Raw genomic sequence first — 19,947 nt, 5'->3', positions numbered from 1 at the left:
ACAAATCGACAGAATTATTTTTTTACATAGAAGGAGATAGAGATAGAGATGGAAAAAAAATTAACGACAACCGCAATGTTATTCAGTGTTGGATTTGTATTTCTACTTATTTGTACAGTTGGAGCCTTTTTTTATGGCATTCAAATTGGCACTGAAAAGACTAAAGCCCGCTATGTGAATGAAGCAGATGACGCAAAAACAACAACCGCTTCAGCTACCCCTTACCAGCAACAAGACTTGGTATCGTTCTATCATACTGTATTTCTTCCTTATCGTGAATTTCAAAACGAATGGTTCGCAGCTATGAACAAATTATCGCAAGGAAAGTCATTTGAAGCAACTTCTATGTTTAAAGATTTGGCAAGACTTGCTAGCACCAAAGCAGATGAAGCAAGCTCGATTGATATGCAAAAATCTCCACTGCTCGGAGAAGCTCAGGTTAGTTACATACGAAGTCTTAAACTATTTAATGAAGCTGCTGTCAACGCAGCGGCTAGTGCAAAGAAATTATCCTTTAATGAATTGATGAAAAATGTCGAACAAGATAAAACCTATCTCTCTGCCGCTCAATTTGCACTAAACGCTCAGCAGCAATATTACTCCGCTATGCTGAAATGGTCAGCAACGGTAGATCTTGATATTCCTTCAGAATACAAGGCTCCAGCTCTGCTGGAACTGTCAGCATGGAAAAACTTTAACATTACGATAAAAAACAAAGTAATGGCTGATCAGCTAATGACTCGCAAAAAACTTACTGCCTATTATCCGCACGATTTAACAAGTCGAGTAGATGAGCTTGTCCAATCTGGACAAGCAACTAAGTTAAAATTGCATTCCGTATCTGCTGTTGTTGATTTGTTGATTAATACGGAAGCCGTTCGTTCAGGTGACTTCAATGAGAGCAAATCAAGGCTTTATCAACAGGCACTTCTGCCGCAGCTGCCTTTTTTCTACCCTGAAACAAATTAAATTCCAATTCTTTTGTTAATCATATTGAAACCCTTGTAAAGAGGCTATAGCCGCCATCCCACCGGTAACGTTGTGAAGGCTGCTGTAGCCTTTTTCTTCTAAGTAATTGCAAACCGCTACACTTCGTACGCCATGTGCGCAGATGATATAAATAGGCAGCGTGTCGTCAAGCTCATTCAGACGCACAGGAATCGTGTTCATTGGAATTAATTTTGATGTCTCCAAATGATAAAACTCCCATTCAAACTCTTCTCTTACATCTATGATTTGACTTGCTTCTACTTGTCCATTCTCCAGCAGATCAAGCAAAAATTGCGGTGTCACATCCTGCCATTTCGTCATGAATAAAGACCTCCAATGTCGTAAATTGTTGCTAATGATGCTTGAATCATAACGAAATTTTCACAATTCAGCAAGTTTGAGGATTGCTTTTGTCCACCACATTGCTTTAAAATAGAAAAGTCTAAGTTCGATGATCAAACTCTCGACCCGCTGCTGCACAACGGTGCCGGGTAGAGGGTTTTTCTGTTCATATTAAGCGAAGCCTAATAGCTTCGCCCCATTTTAGGAGGCATACTTCACATGTTTAAAGTGTTAGTTTCCGATCCAATCAGCGATTTGGGCATTCAGCAGCTTGTTGATGCGTCAGATGTCGCAGTCGACAAAAAACCTGGACTCAGCGAAGACGAATTAGTTGCAATCATTGGTGAATACGATGCGTTGCTAGTACGTAGCCAAACCCGCGTAACAGCAAAAATTATGGAAGCTGGCAAACAGCTTAAAGTAGTTGGCCGTGCAGGTGTTGGCGTCGATAATATTGACCTAGACGCAGCAACTCAGCGCGGTATCATCGTAATCAATGCACCAGATGGCAACACCATTACAACTTGTGAGCATACATTTGCTATGATGATGGCGGTAGCCCGTCATATTCCACAAGCGTACATGAAAACAGTAAATGGAACATGGGATCGCAAATCCTTCCTAGGCGTTGAGCTTCGCGGCAAAACGCTAGGCGTACTCGGTATGGGACGTATCGGCAGCGAAGTTGCCAAACGCGCAAAAGCCTTCGGCATGGATATTTTGGGTTATGACCCGTTTATGACAGAAGAAAGAGCAACAAAAATCGGCGTGAAGCTAGCTAGTGTGGATGAAATTGTTAGAGGTGCAGATTTCATGACTGTACATACACCTTTAACGCCTGAAACTCGCCATATGATCGGCAAAGCTCAATTTGAAGTAATGAAGCCCGGCATGCGTATTGTAAACTGCGCGCGCGGCGGCATCATCGATGAGATTGCTTTGGTTGATGCAGTGGATGCTGGTATTGTCGCTGGCGCCGCATTCGACGTGTTCGAAGTGGAGCCTCCTGCTAATGACCATCCTTTCTTGACACATCCAAAAATTATCGTAACACCGCATCTTGGCGCTTCGACTGTTGAAGCACAAGAAAACGTTGCGATTGACGTTTCGGAGCAAGTGCTTCACATTCTCCGCAGCGAGCCATTTATCAATGCAGTTAACATGCCTCCGATTCCGGCAAACCTGCAAAGCATTCTTCAGCCGTACTTTACACTTGGCGAGAAGCTTGGTAACTTTATTGCACAATCAACTGAAGGTGCTGTTACCGAAATCGTTGTTGGTTATGCTGGTGAGCTTGCAGAGGTTGATACGCAGCCACTTACTCGTTATATCGTTCGCGGCGTTCTAGCGCATCACCTTGGCGCAGAGCAGGTTAATGTGGTTAACTCCCTTCACCTTGCGAAAGTGCGCGATGTAAACATCGTCGTTCAAAAATCGCATGCTTCGAAAGACTTTACGAACCTGGTAACCGTGTCCCTTCGTACGAAAAAAGAAGAACGTGTTGTTTCCGGCACATTGCTCACTGGTTACGGACCTCGTATTGTCCAAATCGACAAGTTCCCAGTTGATGTGACGCCTGAAGGAAACCTAATTCTAATCTCGCATAACGATAAGCCTGGTATTATCGGACGAGTTGGAACGCTTCTGGGCAACAATGACGTTAACATTGCAACGATGCAAGTAGGTCGTCAGCTTGTTGGCGGCTCCGCAATCATGGTTCTGCGTGTGGATAAAGCGACACCTAAGGAAGTGCTTGAGCAGCTTACAAGCATGCCTGAGCTAAACACAGCCAAAGAAATTACACTTTTTTAAATAAATTTGTTTACTATATAGGAGAAGAGCCTGCCGAATGAATCGGCAGGCTCTTCTTTTGTTTCACGAACAACAAGAATTATCTTCTGCTTTCTACAAAAAAAGCGCCCCCAGCAGGAGCGCTTTGACAACTATTGATGAGCTTCGACAGGAAGTAAGATTGTAAACGATGTGCCTGTGCCCGCACTGCTTTCAACTACAATTCGACCCTGATGAAGATCGATCAAATTTTTTACGATGGCAAGTCCAAGTCCCGTTCCACTTGATGAGCCGCGTTTACGCGCTTTATCTGCCTTATAGAAGCGTTCGAATATAAAAGGCACATCCTCGGTTGGAATCCCTTGCCCCTCGTCTCTGACGCGAAGCTCCACATACTGTCTTCCATTTACGTTTGCATGCTGACCTGAAATAGTAATCGACTTGCCCGATGGCGTATGCCGCAATGCGTTGTCGAGAAGGTTAGTCAATACTTGCTCCAATCTATCCTCATCTGCTTCCTTTACAAGCAGCGACTCATTGGGCAGATCCGCGACCAGTCTCACCTCACGCTCCTTCGCATACACCTGGAATTTCCGATGTACCCGCTTCAAGACATGGGCGAGATCAATCTCTTGGAAGTTCATATCGACGTGGCCGGCTTCCATTCTAGCGATATCCAGGAAATCATTTACGAGTCTGCCCATTCGTAGAGATTCATCATAAATAACTTGAACGAGCTCCTTGCGATCTTCCTCCGAAACGACAATATCATCAAGCAATGCTTCACTATAGCCTTGTAGCATCGATAGCGGCGTCCTGATCTCATGTGAGATATTAGCCACAAAATCTCGTCTCAGCTTCTCAAGCTTATGCTCCTCCGTTACGTTACGGATAACGGCAACAGCCCCGCGAATAACATCCTTCGACTGCAGCGGAGCCATTACAACTGACCACACGCTGCTTAGAACATGAACCTTATCGGTAACATCCCTGCCCTCTTCCATCACTCTTTGAAACAACTCGCGGAGCGGCATTGGAACCTCGGAATATGCAGTCGAGCTTTCGGACTCATCCTCTTGCCAAGCAAGCTCTACTCCTGACCACTGATTGATTAGCAAATGACCAACTGGATTCGTAAGTATGACTTTACCTTCCGCGTCGAAGGTAATAACTGAATCTCCCATGCTTCGCAAAATGCTCGCAAGATGGTTTTTCTCATGATTGATGTCATGAATCAGCTTATTCAGCTGCTCCGTCATATGGTTAAACGTATCCGCAAGCTCACCGATCTCATCGCTGGAGCGTATATGAACTCGGGTTGTATAATTGCCTTGAGAAATCGATACCGCTGCATCCTTTAGTTGAAGCAGCGGCTGTTGAATTTTTTTGGATAAGAAGAAAGCAAAAAATGTTGATAACAAAAATCCGATAATCGCTGTTACAACAAAAAGAACTTTCACCTGATGCGTATTGTTTTCTTTAAACCATATGTCAACGTATTGAAGTAAAAATACGCCAACGATAAGCAATACGACAGCAACAAGCAGCATGATTGTCGCCCAGAGCTTTCCAACTACACTGCGGTACAACTTGCCAATCGAACGATGCCACAAGCTCATTTACTTAGGTACCTCTAGCTTATAGCCGACTCCCCAAACGGTAGTAATCATGGATGCCGCATCAGGAGACACTTTATTCAATTTCTCGCGCAAACGTTTTACATGGGTGTCGACTGTCCGCAAGTCACCGAAAAACTCATAGTTCCATACATCCTTCAAAAGCTCTTCACGAGAGAACACTTTATCAGGCGAAACTGCCAAGTAATGCAGCAGCTCATATTCTTTAGGCGTTAAGCTTACCTCTTGTCCACCAGCTGTTACACGGTGAGCATCATGCTCAATAACCAAATGTGGGAATACGATGTTATTGCTTGAATTAATTTCTTTTGTTAAGAACGCAGTAGCCGAGGAACGTCTCAAGATAGCCTTCACTCGGTAGATAACCTCGCGTGGACTAAAAGGCTTGACGACATAATCGTCCGCGCCAACCTCAAAGCCCTGCACACGGTTCATTTCTTCACCTTTAGCCGTTAGCATAATGACAGGAGTAGCCTTCACTTGACGCAGACGAGAGCACACTTCTACGCCGTCGATTCCTGGCAGCATCACATCAAGCAGAATGAGCGCGTAATCCGTATTTGAAGCTAATCTTAGGGCAGTTTCTCCGTCTTCTGCCTCGTCGATTGTGTAGCCTTCCTTCTCTAAATACATTTTGAGCAAGCGACGGATCCGTTCTTCATCATCTACGACCAAAATACGGCTTGAATAATCAGACATAGGGCAATTCTCCTCTCAATCTAAGTTCTAAACACCAGAATAGGAATGCAAACCTGCAATGACGAGGTTAACCCCAACGAGCGTAAATAGTACAACCACGAAGCCGATTACAGCGAGCCATGCAGAAGGTTTTCCCTGCCAGCCGCGCGATAAACGGAAATGCAAATACGCACTGTAGTACAACCATGTAATTAAAGCCCAAACCTCTTTCGGGTCCCAGCCCCAGAAACGGCCCCAAGCAATATTGGCCCATATCATCGCGAATATTAATGCACCGAGTGTAAAGATCGGAAATCCAATTGCGATGGATCTGTAGCTGATTTCATCCAAATCTTCTGGATCTACGCCATCCATAACAGGATGAATGACCGCTCCGAGCGGCTTTCTAAATACTAAGCGCAGCAAGCCATAAAGCAAGGAGCCTGAAATAATCGTCCATATAACGGTATTAAACTTGCGTCCTGAATTTGCGCCTTCCATCCAAGATGGTGCTTCGAATAATGGCTTGCTCATGCCGAGGAATGATTCATATTCGACCACCTGGCTGTTATAAGGTTTAACAATTGGCGGCAGTGTATAATTTACTGTCTCCGAAGTTGTCGACTCTATTCCTTTGGCATCAATAGTAGATGTTTCTTGAATAAATTTCGCTTCATAGCCCATTCCGCGGAACGCGAATACAGCGACGATAAAACCTACAATTAGAATAATCGTATATAAAGAGAACTCGACCCAGAACTGCGATCTTTTTGCTTCTTTTGTTTTGCTTTTGAAATCAACCACTCTTAGCAAATACATGAGGCCGGCAGCAAAACCAACGGCAAAAAATGCTTCGCCTAGAGCGGCTGTCGTTACATGTACTTTTAGCCAGTAGTTGTTTAGAGCCGGTATTAGCGGCTGTACCTCTTGCGGAAACACAGAGGCATAAGCAACAATAATTACCGTTAGCGGCAATGAGAACATGCCCAGCAGCGGTTTTCTGTAAATACTGAAGACGATCGTAAATGCAATCATGATTGCCATTCCAAGGAAAGTCATGAATTCATACATATTGCTCGTTGGAATTTGGCCGCTTCCAGCCCATCTTGTAAAGAAGAAGGTCAAATGCGATGCAAGACCAAGACTCGAAGTAATGAATGCAATTCGTCCCCAACGCTTCTCATGCTGCAAAGGATCACGATTGCTCCATTTCTTACCCGCAATGGCAATGACATAAAACATAAATGCGAAGCAATACAGGAAAAATGCGACAATAAATGCGTCGCTGCTAAAATCGACTAAGCTCACGCGTTGTTCCCTCCGTTATCTAGCGACTTCGGATCTACGGTTATCCCTAATTTTTTAAGGGCTCCCGCTACATCTGAGCGCATACCGTACCAGTTTTTATTCGTATGAGCTCCCAATGAAAGCTCTCCATTGTCCACTCGCAGCCAAATTCGGCGGTGCTGCCAATAGGACCCCATCAGCAAGCCGAGCATGGAGAACACTGCACCTACCCAAACATATGGCAGCGCCTTATCCATCCTTACGTTCAAGTAAGTGGATGCTTCAGAGAAATCTACATTTTCCATGCCGTCCACTCGAATTTCTATCTTATCCGCGATACCGTGATTAATGGCATCCTGCGAAAATTTAACTTTATCCTTTTGCATTGGGAAATACATATACGGCTCGCCTTTTGGATCAAGTCCTGGACCTTTAACCGTGTATACGAACGCCGGAGCAATCGGATCACGTGACAAAGTCGTTGGCTCGCCATTGTCGCCAATTGCAAATTCCATATAATTCGCATACAAATCAAGGGTATATGGCCCAAGCTTATGCTGCAGCGCTGAATCCTTCATTGGTAGATCGAACGGACCGTATTTCTCTCCCGTCGCTTTATCTATGAGAATAGGATGCACAGCGTTCAAGCGAGGCGTTGTATCATAATCAAATTGATACAGCTTTAATCCTTTGTACTTAAGCGGCTCGTTGACGATAATATTATGCCGCTCTACTTCTTTAAGCTCTGGTTTCTTTGTTTGGTCACTGCAGTTGCTAACGCATTCATAAAGAACCGCTTTTGTCTCAAAAAGCTTCGCACGGCTTATTCCTTTAAGCTTGTCCGGCAATTCTTCATCTTTATAATACTCTACAGTAAACTTTTCGTTTTTAACATAATAATTCGTATTCGCTATTTGGACCGTATCCCCATCAGGGACCATTATGTAGCTATCCATTTGCCAGCTTGGAATGCTTCTTGCCAATATGGCTAGAAGAAACAAGATAAGGCCAATGTGATTGATGTAGGGTCCCCAGCGGCTAAAACGATTTTTCTCCGCAAGCAGCGCAGAGCCATCTCGATGAATGCGATAACCTTTGCGCTTCAGCTGCATGCCGAAATTTTCAACCCATTTTTCCTCATCGCCTTCAATCTGATATTTAAATACCGTCTTCTGACGATGAATAAACTGCAGATGCTTGCGAATTTGCTGCTTGCTGAGTGCCCGATAAAGCGGGAGCACACGATCCAAGCTGCAAATAACTAGTGAGGTGCCAATCATCACAAGCAAGCCAATGAACCACCAGGATTCGTACGTATGTGATAATCCTAGCAAATAATACATTTTGCCAAGAAATCCATACGTTTCTTCATAATGAACGGATGGATCTAAGTTATTTATGAATGTGTTTTCCTGTGGATAAATTGTTCCAAGCATCGCAGTCAAAAAGGTAATGACGATCAAATAAATCGCAATTTTGACTGACGAGAAAAAATTCCATATTTTATCGATATAATTGGGATTGCTTTTTTGCGATCGACGAGCAACACCATCGTAACGCATTTCTAACGGCAAATCGGAAACCGTATCGTTTACAAGCGGTTTGCCGCAGCTTTCACATAGTACGGTGCCTATCGAATTTTGATGACCGCACTCACATTTTGTGTTTTCAACCACTAACACAATAATACCTCCTACAGCTGAAGAAGCCGTTCAATCCGTTCATCAATTTCCTCTTCCGTCATGCCTCCTACTTTTATTTCCATAATCGTCCCATTTGGATTAATGAAAAAAGTAGTAGGGTATGACTTTAGACCATAGCTGCGTTCTGTTTTGCGATTTACATCGCGCAGAATCGGATAGTTCAAATCAAAACGACGGACAAAATTGTTCACGGTCAACGTGTCCTCGCTTAAATTTATAGCTAAAATCACAAGGCCTTGATCCTTCCATTTCGCGTACTGTCGTTCAAACTCAGGCATTTCCTTCACGCACGGTGGACAGAATGTGCCCCAGAAATTAATGACGACAGCTTTCCCCTCATAATCAGACAGTTGTTTAAGATTGCCCTCTAAATCAACAAGCTCAAATGCAGGCGGCTTCCCGCCTTCCTTTAAAGGACCTTTGTCATCCGCGTCAAATAAGGTAGATCCAATTGCGTACCCACCTATGATCAAGACGGCAATCAAAATGACAATTTGTACCGTCTTGCGCGATTTTCCCATAATTGTTTTTCACCACCAGCTTCTTTCTATGCAGCCACGAATATTACCATTATAACGAAAAGTCGACGGCAATTACTGCCGCCGTCGATTACTTTTTATGAACTTTATGTGTCTTGCTTTGCGCTATCGCAAGCAATTCTTTAATTTCCTGAGGCGTGAGATGACGATACTTTCCTCTGCCTAGGTTTTCAAGTCCAACTTCGCCAAAACGAATTCTTTTCAGCCTAATCACCTTATGTCCAATAGCTTCAAACATCCGGCGAACCTGACGGTTCCGGCCTTCAAAAATCGTAATTGTAATCGTTGCTTCATTTCCGTCCGTATCTACGTCATGATATTCCACTTCTGCAGGCGCGGTCATGCCATCCTCTAGCTTAATCCCTTTTTGCAACTGCTCCAATGCCGTTCCATGAGGAACGCCTTTAACGGTCGCACGGTATGTTTTGGGAACATGATGACTTGGATGTGTTAACAAATTAGCGAATTCGCCATCATTCGTTAGGATAAGAAGTCCTTCCGTATCATAATCCAATCGACCGACCGGATATACTCGCTCTTTAATACCTGGCAAGAAATCAGAAACCACTTTGCGGCCTTGTGGATCTTTGGCGCTAGTTATGACTCCCTTGGATTTGTTAAGCATGAGATAGAGCTTCTTCTCGCTCCGAATCGGCTTGCCGTTAACCGTAATTGCATCAACCGCTGGATCAGCCTTAACGCCTAGCGTCGTAACCTTCTCACCATTAACTTCAACCATTCCTGCCAAAATCATTTCTTCACATTTGCGACGGGATGCAATTCCCGCTGCTGCTAATATTTTCTGTAAACGTTCCAATGCTTTCACCTCAATCTCCATCATAACGATATGAAGGCGAAAGTACAAGCTTCACTAGCCGAATATGTATAAGCAAATGAAAATTGCTGCGAAAAAACCTACTATATCGGAAAATAAACCAACTTTTAACGCATAACGTGACTTTCTTATTCCAATCGCTCCAAAATATACAGTAAGCACATACAGGGTTGTATCCGTGCTGCCTTGAATTGTGGAAGCAATTCTGCCGATCATAGAATCCGGGCCAAAGTTCTGAATAAGGTCAGTCGTGAAGGCTAACGAGCCTGCGCCAGTCAAAGGCCGCAAAATCCCGAGAGGCAGCACCTCGCTTGGGATACCGACCCAATCAAAGAGAGGTCGGACTGTAGAAAGCAGCAATTCCAAGGCTCCAGATGAGCGAAACATACTGATAGCAACCATCATGCCAACCAAATGAGGAATGATATTAATCGCTGTTCCGAAGCCATCCTTGGCCCCTTCAACAAACGTTTCATAGACAGGTACTTTGCGTCTTAAAGCTGCATAGAGCGGAATAAATACGATAATGGCTGGAATCATCCAAGCGGATAAGCTTGTAAAAATATTATACAATTGCCTCACCTCCGGAAGCTGGTGAAGCCGACTTCTTATTCTCAGGTCTAGGTGGCGAAGGAGCTATTGGCGGCGGTGGTGATTTTCTTCGATACCAGCGGTCGGCAAGTATTGCAGCCGTAGTAGCAACAAATGTCGCTGCCAGCGTTGTACCGATAATTTCAGCAGGGTTAGCTGAACCATAATTCATTCGAATGGCAATAAGCGTGGTGGGAATGATCGTAATGCTGGATGTATTTAGCGCAAGCAGCGTGCACATGGCTGGAGTTGCTGTAGCAGGATCAGGATTAAGCTTCTGAAGCTCCTGCATCGCTTTTATTCCCATTGGCGTGGCTGCATTTCCTAACCCAAAGAGATTAGCGCTTAAATTACTCATTATATATCCGAGAGCTGGGTGATTGGGAGGAACGTCAGGAAAAAGCTTGCGCACCACAGGCCCGAGCATTCGAGCAAGTGTACGCAGCAGCCCTGCATCCTCCGCTATTCGCATCATGCCAAGCCAAAACACCATGATACTAATTAATCCGAAGCTCACGGTGACACCCGACTTGGCTCCCTCGAAAGCTGCTTGCGTTACCGCATCCATCTTACCCGTTATCGCAGCTACTACAACACTCGCTACGATGAAAAACAACCAAATCCAGTTAACCATTTAGGTCGCCTCCCCCTCTACGCACCTATACTGTTTTGCAAGCAATCAGCGTCTCCCGCGCAGATTGCATGCTAATGCTCAAATAATGCATCTAATACTTTGATAATAGAGCCAAATATCGGCCCGCGCTGATCAAGCTTGTTTGCTTTTTGAAAATCAGCCAGCGATTGTAATGATTTTTGCGATGCCATTGAAAGTTGAAGTCTGCTGCTGTTTGGATCATACACAGGAACAGCACCAATTTGCTGCTCGTTTAGATACCATTCCAGAAATCCGCGCTCTCCTAACAAATATCGTGTTGTTCCTGCTTCAAGCAGCACAAGACGTGATTGAATATTTCCCGTTTCCTGCTCTTCCAGCGGGTATTTAAAAGATTGTCCAACAGCATAAGGGTAACCAGAAACTTGCTGCCCTTTAACTGCTATCTCTTGAAGCGGATAATGACCAAAACCCCAATCGAGCATTTTCCGGTGATCTGCCCAATCATCGCTGTCATTTATCGTCACAGCAGCAAGCTGTTGACCATTCCTAGTGGCGGAGCTAACTAAGCAGCGCAATGATTTTTTGGTATACCCCGTTTTTACACCGTCAGCACCCTCATACATCGTTAGCATTTTATTTTTGTTCGTGTAGCTGTACTCCCATTTCTCATGCGGATTAGGCACTTTTTTTACGCGCGTGCTTACGATTTCTGCAAATACGTCATTTTTCAAAGCATATGCAGTCAGCTTGGCCAAATCATTAGCTGAGGAATAATGCTCATCATCATCCAGCCCATGCGGATTTTTAAATTGCGTATGTTTCAAACCTAGAAAGGTCGCTTTCTCATTCATTAAATGAACAAAACCTTCCTCCGATCCACCAACATGCTCCGCGATTGCCGTTGCCGCATCGTTGCCGGACCTGAGCATCAGACCATACAACATATGATGCAAACTCATTTCTTCGCCAAGCTGAAGATAAATCGAAGAACCCTCTTTACCAACTGCTCGTTTGCTTGTCTTCACCATATCAGTCAGCTTCCCATGATCTATTGCAACAATAGCTGTCATGATTTTCGTTAAGCTTGCTATCCGCATCGGGGTATCGCCATCACTGCTATACAAAACTCTGCCTGACTCGACATCAATGAGAGCCGATGCCTTGGCATTCGTATACAACTTGCTTGGATTTGCGCTAACTGGGGGCAATACGCTTGTCCCAACCAATAAAGCAGATAACATTCCAACTGCAACAAATCGTTGCAGTTTTTTGAAATTCATATTCATACTTGCCCCTCCCGCAGCGATAGTAGATAAAGCTTGTGTGTGCGTATTTCAGTATATGCCTGTACATGTGGCTCTAGACGAAAAGTAGCTAACAAAAATGAAAAACTGCCCTCTCGGGCAGTTATGTCATCAGTTGTGTTCGTTTGCTTCGACACGTTCACTGATCACAGTTGGAGACGTATCCGTGTATACACCTGTACTCGAAGGCTGCTTCATCATCGATTGCAGCTTATCAAATACATGCGGAGCTGAGTCGATTACCCGCTCAAGCAGATGTGTTTGATTATCGAGCGGAACAATTTTTACGCCATGTGTTCCTACGACCAAGAAAGCAATTGGCGTAATCGACACGCCGCCACCGCTACCGCCGCCGAACGGAAGCGAAACGGAAGCATGCTGTGCATCAGATTGAGAGCCGTTCTTATGATCGGCATCATCTAATCGAATGTCACTGCCTCCTGCTACAAACCCAAAGCCTACTTTGGAGATCGGCATAATAATACTGCCATCCGGCGTTTGGACAGGGTCGCCTACAATAGTATTGACGTCAACCATCTCTTTAATATTTTCCATTGCGGTTTGCATTAAGCCTTGAATAGGATGTTCTGCCATACCTTGACGCCTCCTTTCAATTTCCTCATCCGAACTAAAAGCTGCAGTCCGGCAAGAATAGCATAACCGAAGCGGATTTGAGCTATGCATGACCATTCCGTTGTAAAAGCAGATCGTTGATAAATAGGCTGAACCATCATTTTCGGTTCTGTTTTGAGCTTAACCATTTGGGACAATACGCCAATGATTGATGTTTTTATGGACCAAACAAATCCAGTCGCCATAGCCGTCCACATTGCGTCACCGGTTCCTACTGATGTGGACCAGTTCCATTCCAAAAGACGGACCTTCGTAAGCGATTTTCTAACCCAACCCGTTAAGTTTTTCGTCATTTGTAACAGATGTTTTGTTCTTTCCATTAGATGCGCTATTTTTTCTGCGTCAATGTCCTCGTTATATTGTTTCCAAGTGTCAACGGCCACATTCTTTTTTGAAACCTGTTCCTTAAGTTGGATGGAGGTTCCTGTGAACTGAATAATCGGCACTTTAAAGCGGTATCTGAGGATTCCAAATAAGGCCTTTATATTCAACTCAAAATCATCGTTTTGATCAATTCTCCTCAGATGGCCTCTTAATTCGACCTGCGAAGTGAGGCAGACGACCAAAATGAGCAAAAAAAAGAGACCGACCGCCGTCATCCAACCGTAGGGGTAACCGAGCATCATGATGCTTCCTCCGTTTCCCTAATATGGGTTGAATATAGTATGACCCGGCGGCCAAATCTCATTCTTTTATTTCTTCAATTGTCATCTGCGTGCCATCTAATCTCTCAAATAGCAGCTGAGTTTGTTCCTCCAAGGCATCATCGATATCAACGCTGCCTGGTTCTGGCAATTCTTTTATGGACGGCAATCCAAAATAATCTAAAAATGATTTCGTTGTTCCGTACAAAATAGGTCTGCCAATCTGCTCGGCGCGGCCAACCTCTTCGATTAAATCCTTTGATACAAGCGATTGAATCGCTCTGTCGCTCTTTACGCCGCGAATTTCTTCAATCGATATTCTTGTTATCGGCTGGCGATAAGCGACGATGGACAGCGTTTCTAATGCAGCTTGTGACAGCTGCGATCTCGTAGGAGTGTATGCCATACGCTCAAAATAAGGCGCATGCTCCAAATGAGTCGTCAGCCGATAGGAGGCTGCCACCTCTGCGATTTGAATACCGCGCCCCTCGCGCTCCAAATCGCGCTGCAAATCATAAACCAAATCGGAAGCGAGCTCGGCATCCAGCTCCAAAATATCAGCTAGTTGCCGCTTCGTAAGGCCTTCATCACCTGCCATAAACAGCAGGCCCTCAATAATTGTCTTCAACTTCGGATAATCCAATTTGCGACGACTCTCCTCTCCAATGAATGACGATGTCGTCAAATAACTGATGCTGAAAACAACGAATATGTTTCATTTTCATTAATTCTAGAATGGCTAGAAAAGTAACCACGATTTCATGCCTGTCCATGTTCTCGCGAATAAGCCGTGAAAAACGAACCGTTTCGAATTGCTTGAGCACCTCGACAATGTCCCGTATTCGATCTTTAACGGAAATCTCGTCGCGATGTATGGTAGCAACGACATTACGCCTTGATGCGCGGCGCAGCGCCTTTTGAAAGGCAGTAATCAAATCCGACAAGTGAAGACCCTCCACCGGATTAACAATCTCTTCTTTCAAAAATGGCGTCATATCCTCAGGTTCCCTTGAATAGACAAGGCTGCGCTCGAATTCCTTCTCGCGCAGCTGCTCGGCTATTTGTTTGAATTTCCGGTATTCTACGAGCTTCTGGATGAGCTCATCGCGTGGATCCAATCCGTCATCCGGCCAATCCTCATAGTCTTCCTCAAATACAGGCGGCTTTGGAAGTAGCTGCTTGCTCTTTATCGCCAAAAGGGTTGCCGCCATAACTAAAAATTCACTCGTGACCTCAAGCTCGAGCTCTTTCATCGCATGAAGATAATCCATATATTGAATTGTAATCTCACTGATAGACACCTCATGGATATCGATCTCCGCCTTGTCGATCAAGTGAAGCAGCAGATCCAGCGGCCCCTCAAAAGAATCCAGCTTATAAAGCACTGACACTTACATTTCCTCCCGCCTAGCCTTATCTTCGCTGCTTAGCCTTGCAATTGTTTGGTTAGGTTCGCCATTTCAATTGCGCTTGTAGCAGCCTCATAACCTTTGTTGCCTGCTTTTGTACCTGCACGCTCAATGGCCTGTTCAATCGAATCAACAGTCAATACACCAAAAATAGTCGGAATGCCTGTTTTCAAAGCGATTGCCGCAACACCCTTTGCTGCTTCGTTGCAAACAAAATCGAAATGCGGTGTTGAACCACGAATAACAGCGCCAAGCGTAATGACAGCATCATACTTTCCGCTTTCTGCCATTTTTTGCGCGATTAAAGGAATTTCAAACGCTCCCGGCACCCATGCTACCTCAACATCTGAATCCTGTGCGCCATGACGTTTGAAAGCATCAAGTGCGCCTCCAAGCAGCTTGCTTGAAATAAACTCGTTAAAACGTCCTACTACTACTCCATATTTTAAACCTTCTGATACTAAATGTCCCTCATAAATTCGTGTCATTTGTCATCTTCCTTCCATTATTTTAAATGATGTAGTCAATATCTTCAAAGCTAAGTAAATGACCAAGCTTAGATTTCTTTGTGCGGAGATAACTTTTATTATCTTCCTTTAACTCCATTTGTATAGGAATACGTTCTACAACCTCTAGTCCGTAGCCTTCAAGACCTTTAATTTTCCGAGGATTGTTCGTCATCAACCGCATTTGGCGAACGCCAAGATCCTTCAAAATTTGTGCGCCTATACCATAATCGCGCAAATCCGCCGGAAAGCCAAGCTTTAAATTAGCATCTACCGTATCAAAACCTTCTTCTTGCAGAGCATAAGCCTTCAATTTGTTAATCAGACCAATGCCTCTGCCCTCTTGGCGCATATAAAGCAGAACGCCGCTGCCTGCTTCTTCGATCTGTTTAAGCGCCGCTTCAAGCTGCGGTCCGCAGTCGCAACGATGCGAATGAAATACATCGCCGGTTAAGCATTCAGAGTGAACCCGCACAAGCAAGGGACGTTCAGGATCGATGTCGCCTTTAACGAGTGCGATATGCTCTTTGTTATCCACTAAATTTGTATAAGCAATAGCGCGGAAAGTGCCAAAATCAGTTGGCAGCTTCACATCAACTGCTCGCTCAACAAGCTTTTCTTTCTCGTTGCGATATTGAATGAGCTCTTGAATCGTGATGAGCTTCAGATTGTGCTTTTCTTTAAAGACAAGCAAATCTGGCAAACGAGACATCGTGCCGTCTTCATTAATGATTTCACAAATCGCTGCTGCAGGCGCCGAACCGCACATGACCGCCAAATCTATAGCCGCCTCCGTATGTCCAGCACGGCGGAGTACGCCACCGGGTCTTGCAATCAAGGGGAAAATATGACCTGGCCTGCGGAAATCTGCTGCTTTCGTCGTTGGATCAATGAGCGCTTTAACCGTTTCTGAGCGTTCAAATGCGGAAATCCCAGTAGTCGTTCCAATATAATCAACGGAAACGGTAAATGCCGTTCCGTGATAATCGGTATTATGCGTAACCATTGGCGGAAGGTCAAGCTGGTCTGCTCGCTCTTGCGTAATGGGAACACACACAAGACCTCTAGCCTCTGTAATCATAAAATTAATGACCTCAGGCGTCATTGTATCAGCAAGTGCAATAAGGTCGCCCTCATTTTCCCGATCCTCGTCGTCAACGACAATAATCGGCTTGCCAAGCTTAAGATCCGCCAAAGCAGCTTCAACTGAATCAAATGGTTTTTTATCTGTTTGTTCCATATGGGTTTCCCTCCTTTGTGACAACCAAACCTTTATAAGGCTTCTACCTTGCCTTCAAAGGTTATTTAAAAGTTTAATTACAGGTTAAAACCAATTTAATACCAAATTAAAACCAGTTTAATACCAAACCTTAAAGGCTTTTCGAACCCACCCAAACCCTCCCTTCCAAGGGAGGGCCCCAAGGACTGCGTCCTCTGGACACCTGCAATTGGACTAACGTAGGCATGACTCAGGTGGCTGTGTGCTAACATTGGTTAAAGATCGCTTTCGTCCCTGCTGGACACGCTTGCTGTTTGAGCAGCCTAGTTGTAAGTTCAATTAAATAAAAATACTGATTAAAGATCGCTTTCGTCCCTGCGGGACACGCTTGCTGTTTTAGTACTCGAGTTTTCATGACAACCAGACTAGACACTACTGATACTTGACTAACTTATTTACAAAAAACCATTTTCCATTAGAAAAGATGTAGTGAGCTTGGCTTTGGCTGGCAAGGCTTCTGGCTGCTTGAAATGAAGCAGGTGATCGACGTACTTGCCGATGACATCACATTCGATATTAACGGAATCGCCTGCACGCTTATGCTGTAAGGCCGTTTCGCCTAATGTGTGTGGAATAATCGATACGGATAACGTATGTGATGATGTATCCACTACAGTAAGACTTATGCCATCAATCGTGATCGAGCCTTTTGGAATCACATAACGCAACATGTCTGCGTCGTCGATATGGATTTTATAAACAACAGCATTAGCATCCGTTTCTCGTGCGGTTATTTTCCCGGTTCCATCAACATGGCCCTGAACGATATGACCGCCAAAACGTCCGCCAGCTTGCATCGCTCTCTCTAAATTCACTTGTTCACCAGCACGAAGCTGATGAAGATTAGACTTGCGATAAGTCTCAGGCATCACGTCAGCTGCAAATGATGCACCGTCAAACGACGTTACCGTTAAACAAACGCCATTAACCGAGATGCTATCACCCAGCTTAACACCGTCAGTTACAAGGGATGCTCCGATGACCAGCCTCATCGCTTCGCCTTGCTTCGTGATTCCTTTCATCTTTCCCACTTCTTCCACTAATCCGGTAAACATGGGTTTCCTCCTCAAAGGTTCGCTAATGCAGCAAACCTACTTCAAAACAACATAAATCCTGCGATTATGCCAGAGATTTGTTCAACGCCTTATCCTTAATAAACTGGATATCCCGAGACGCAAATGTCCTCGCCGGCCATTTCTACGCTTACTCGATCTAGGGAAATAGCATCGGCCATTTTTTCGAATCCAGCGAAAGTAAATGTACCTGGTGCATCCAAGCCGCCGATAATCTTGGTCGCGTAATACAGCATGATTTTATCAATAAGACCTGCCTCTAACATTGCACCATTTAATTGACCTCCGCCTTCAAGCAAGATTGAGCCGATTTCAAGCTCCCCCAGCTTCTTCATCCCTTCACTGAGATCTACTTTTGCTCCCGTGCCGCAAATGATGACCTCAATCCCTGCTGCTTCAAGCGCTTGGCGATTGTCCAAGCTAGCTTGGCTGGAAGTTAAAACAATCGTTCTAATTGAGCGATCCGTTACAACTCTGGCATTAAGCGGCAGCCTTAGTGCTGAATCCACGATTATACGTATCGGATCAATTGCAGGGACAGATGCTCTCGTATTGAGCAGCGGATCGTCCGCAAGTACTGTTCCGATGCCAACCATAATGGCTTCATGCTGATGACGCAGCGTATGAACCTGCTCGCGAGCAACTGCACCAGTCACCCATCGGCTATCGCCTGAATGGGAAGCAATTTTGCCATCAAGCGTACTCGCAGTTTTTAAAGTAACGAATGGGAGGCGGGTCGTAATGTACTTATTAAATTTTTCATTCATTTGCTGCGATCTTTGCTCGAATACGCCAACCGTAACGTCGATCCCTTCTTCACGAAGCCTTGCAATGCCTCGGCCTGACACTGCTGGATTAGGATCGCCGCTTGCGACTACAACCCTTGCAGCTTTCGCATCAATGATACGTTCACAGCATGGAGGTGTCTTTCCAAAATGGCTGCATGGCTCTAACGTTACATAAACGGTTGCTCCTTCAGCCGCATCTCCCGCCATCTGAAGCGCATGCACTTCAGCATGACCGGTTCCTCGCTTTAGATGCGTGCCAATGCCGACAATCGCACCATCCTTTACGACGACGCAGCCTACAACAGGATTAATGCCGGTTTGACCCGAAGCTTTTGCAGCCATATCCAATGCTAATCCCATATAATATTCATCATTTAAAATGTCCATAAACAAAAAACACCCCCATCGGCATACGATCCGACAGGGGTGATGAAAGATAAAACGAGAACTACGACAAAACCGATCGATGTTGTCGGCTTTGAGAGCCGTCGCTATCTTACGTCGCAAAATTGCGAAATCGGTTTGTAAAGTACACTAAATAAACTAACCTAATATGTATGTGAAATAAAACACATACAAATAAGCAGTAAATTGTAGCTGTCGAAGCATCCCCTTCTCCCATCCAGACTGTACTGTCGGTCCCGGAGTTTCACCAGGTCCACCGTTCTAATCGTATTCTATCCAAATGATCTTGGATAAAATGCCGTTTAAACCGGGTCACGGACTGACGAGAGGCACAGAAATTCGGTTATCCGATATTCTGTGCCTTCCCGATCACCGCCGGTTAGGAATTTCACCTACCCCGAAGGATTGCTGCACTTACAATATTATAGTTAGTATCTTAACATTAAATCGTTTCGACTTCAACCTTTTCCATTTTGTCTCCGCCTTTGAAAGCATCAACAAACTCCATACCTTTTGAAACCTTGCCAAAAACAGTATGTCCGCCATCCAAATGCGGTTGTGGTGCATAACCGATATAGAATTGGCTGCCGCCTGTATTGCGACCAGCATGCGCCATTGCTAGAGAACCGCGCTCATGCTTATTAGGGTTGATTTCACAATCGATTTGGTATCCAGGACCGCCTGTACCTGTTCCGTTTGGACATCCGCCTTGAGCGACGAAACCTGGGATAACACGGTGGAAAGTAAGACCGTTGTAAAAACCTTCGTTAGCAAGCTTTTCAAAGTTTGCTACTGTGTTCGGCGCGTCTTGATCGAATAGATCGATAAGAACCTCTCCGCCGTTTGCTAGTGTGATTTTTGCTTGTTTAGCCATTGCTGCATCTACCTTTCTTTTAT

General features: G+C 44.7%; 21 protein-coding genes and 1 riboswitch. Of the genes, 2 read left to right on the top strand and 19 right to left on the bottom strand.

From position 1 onward, the window contains the following. The first annotated feature begins 48 nt into the window (after positions 1 to 48). Positions 49 to 969, top strand: coding sequence for a hypothetical protein (locus AC1DM9_RS07295; protein ID WP_441883365.1), 921 nt, complete (start codon positions 49 to 51; stop codon positions 967 to 969). Positions 970 to 984: 15 nt separating this feature from the next. Here the strand turns inward: AC1DM9_RS07295 and AC1DM9_RS07290 are convergent, their stop codons facing one another. Next, the gene (locus AC1DM9_RS07290; protein WP_441883363.1) at positions 985 to 1,311 is read right to left on the bottom strand and encodes a rhodanese-like domain-containing protein; all 327 of its coding nucleotides are present in this window, start codon (positions 1,309 to 1,311) and stop codon (positions 985 to 987) included. A 240-nt stretch (positions 1,312 to 1,551) separates the two neighbouring features. On the opposite strand from AC1DM9_RS07290, the gene serA reads away from it, so the two are divergent. Continuing rightward, complete coding sequence (gene serA, locus AC1DM9_RS07285) at positions 1,552 to 3,144, top strand: phosphoglycerate dehydrogenase (RefSeq protein WP_076271374.1); 1,593 nt, start codon at positions 1,552 to 1,554, stop codon at positions 3,142 to 3,144. A gap of 131 nt (positions 3,145 to 3,275) precedes the next feature. Here serA and AC1DM9_RS07280 read toward each other — a convergent pair whose 3' ends face one another. The 18 genes from AC1DM9_RS07280 to AC1DM9_RS07195 form a co-directional block, all read right to left on the bottom strand. After that, on the bottom strand, positions 3,276 to 4,742 hold the full coding sequence (locus tag AC1DM9_RS07280; RefSeq protein WP_441883361.1) for a HAMP domain-containing sensor histidine kinase: 1,467 nt from the start codon (positions 4,740 to 4,742) through the stop codon (positions 3,276 to 3,278). Then, entirely contained in the window at positions 4,743 to 5,459 is a 717-nt protein-coding gene (locus AC1DM9_RS07275; protein ID WP_053376699.1) for a response regulator transcription factor, read from the bottom strand. It abuts the gene before it with no gap. A 27-nt stretch (positions 5,460 to 5,486) separates the two neighbouring features. Continuing rightward, on the bottom strand, positions 5,487 to 6,746 hold the full coding sequence (gene ccsA / locus AC1DM9_RS07270; RefSeq protein ID WP_076271376.1) for a cytochrome c biogenesis protein CcsA: 1,260 nt from the start codon (positions 6,744 to 6,746) through the stop codon (positions 5,487 to 5,489). After that, positions 6,743 to 8,401, bottom strand: a complete 1,659-nt coding sequence (resB, locus tag AC1DM9_RS07265; RefSeq protein WP_477579327.1) for a cytochrome c biogenesis protein ResB — start codon at positions 8,399 to 8,401, stop codon at positions 6,743 to 6,745. Before resB ends, ccsA begins: the two co-directional genes overlap by 4 nt. Positions 8,402 to 8,418: 17 nt before the next feature. After that, on the bottom strand, positions 8,419 to 8,949 hold the full coding sequence (locus AC1DM9_RS07260; protein ID WP_441883358.1) for a redoxin domain-containing protein: 531 nt from the start codon (positions 8,947 to 8,949) through the stop codon (positions 8,419 to 8,421). Positions 8,950 to 9,037: 88 nt separating this feature from the next. After that, the gene (locus AC1DM9_RS07255) at positions 9,038 to 9,784 is read right to left on the bottom strand and encodes a pseudouridine synthase (RefSeq protein ID WP_054026970.1); all 747 of its coding nucleotides are present in this window, start codon (positions 9,782 to 9,784) and stop codon (positions 9,038 to 9,040) included. A 54-nt stretch (positions 9,785 to 9,838) separates the two neighbouring features. Further along, positions 9,839 to 10,342: a spore maturation protein gene (locus AC1DM9_RS07250; RefSeq protein ID WP_179089938.1), complete on the bottom strand. Its 504-nt coding sequence runs from the start codon at positions 10,340 to 10,342 to the stop codon at positions 9,839 to 9,841. A gap of 25 nt (positions 10,343 to 10,367) precedes the next feature. Then, complete coding sequence (locus AC1DM9_RS07245; protein ID WP_477510535.1) at positions 10,368 to 11,027, bottom strand: nucleoside recognition domain-containing protein; 660 nt, start codon at positions 11,025 to 11,027, stop codon at positions 10,368 to 10,370. Between the two features lie 71 nt (positions 11,028 to 11,098). Then, positions 11,099 to 12,295 carry a D-alanyl-D-alanine carboxypeptidase family protein gene (locus AC1DM9_RS07240; RefSeq protein WP_477510534.1) on the bottom strand — a complete coding sequence of 399 codons (1,197 nt, stop codon included), beginning with the start codon at positions 12,293 to 12,295 and terminating at the stop codon, positions 11,099 to 11,101. Between the two features lie 129 nt (positions 12,296 to 12,424). Continuing rightward, positions 12,425 to 12,907: a GerW family sporulation protein gene (gene ytfJ / locus AC1DM9_RS07235; RefSeq protein ID WP_441883351.1), complete on the bottom strand. Its 483-nt coding sequence runs from the start codon at positions 12,905 to 12,907 to the stop codon at positions 12,425 to 12,427. Continuing rightward, positions 12,880 to 13,572: a DUF2953 domain-containing protein gene (locus AC1DM9_RS07230; protein WP_339203312.1), complete on the bottom strand. Its 693-nt coding sequence runs from the start codon at positions 13,570 to 13,572 to the stop codon at positions 12,880 to 12,882. The genes ytfJ and AC1DM9_RS07230 overlap by 28 nt, the downstream gene beginning before the upstream one ends. 58 nt (positions 13,573 to 13,630) lie before the next feature. After that, positions 13,631 to 14,233 carry an SMC-Scp complex subunit ScpB gene (scpB, locus tag AC1DM9_RS07225; RefSeq protein WP_076271382.1) on the bottom strand — a complete coding sequence of 201 codons (603 nt, stop codon included), beginning with the start codon at positions 14,231 to 14,233 and terminating at the stop codon, positions 13,631 to 13,633. Then, positions 14,202 to 14,981, bottom strand: coding sequence for a segregation and condensation protein A (locus AC1DM9_RS07220; RefSeq protein ID WP_339203315.1), 780 nt, complete (start codon positions 14,979 to 14,981; stop codon positions 14,202 to 14,204). The genes scpB and AC1DM9_RS07220 overlap by 32 nt, the downstream gene beginning before the upstream one ends. 35 nt (positions 14,982 to 15,016) lie before the next feature. Continuing rightward, positions 15,017 to 15,487 (bottom strand): 6,7-dimethyl-8-ribityllumazine synthase, encoded by a 471-nt coding sequence (gene ribH / locus AC1DM9_RS07215; protein WP_053376708.1) that lies wholly within the window; start codon positions 15,485 to 15,487, stop codon positions 15,017 to 15,019. Positions 15,488 to 15,509: 22 nt separating this feature from the next. After that, positions 15,510 to 16,745, bottom strand: a complete 1,236-nt coding sequence (locus AC1DM9_RS07210; protein ID WP_076271384.1) for a bifunctional 3,4-dihydroxy-2-butanone-4-phosphate synthase/GTP cyclohydrolase II — start codon at positions 16,743 to 16,745, stop codon at positions 15,510 to 15,512. A gap of 434 nt (positions 16,746 to 17,179) precedes the next feature. After that, the gene (gene ribE / locus AC1DM9_RS07205) at positions 17,180 to 17,839 is read right to left on the bottom strand and encodes a riboflavin synthase (RefSeq protein WP_477579214.1); all 660 of its coding nucleotides are present in this window, start codon (positions 17,837 to 17,839) and stop codon (positions 17,180 to 17,182) included. Positions 17,840 to 17,934: 95 nt separating this feature from the next. Further along, positions 17,935 to 19,032: a bifunctional diaminohydroxyphosphoribosylaminopyrimidine deaminase/5-amino-6-(5-phosphoribosylamino)uracil reductase RibD gene (gene ribD / locus AC1DM9_RS07200; protein ID WP_477510532.1), complete on the bottom strand. Its 1,098-nt coding sequence runs from the start codon at positions 19,030 to 19,032 to the stop codon at positions 17,935 to 17,937. Between the two features lie 219 nt (positions 19,033 to 19,251). Beyond that, a riboswitch (FMN riboswitch) is annotated at positions 19,252 to 19,459 on the bottom strand. A gap of 33 nt (positions 19,460 to 19,492) precedes the next feature. Further along, positions 19,493 to 19,924 carry a peptidylprolyl isomerase gene (locus AC1DM9_RS07195; RefSeq protein ID WP_339203319.1) on the bottom strand — a complete coding sequence of 144 codons (432 nt, stop codon included), beginning with the start codon at positions 19,922 to 19,924 and terminating at the stop codon, positions 19,493 to 19,495. Positions 19,925 to 19,947 lie beyond the last annotated feature (23 nt).

It is taken from the genome of Paenibacillus sp. 01T431, from assembly GCF_056398625.1.
This window is presented reverse-complemented; position numbering and strand designations above follow the sequence as displayed.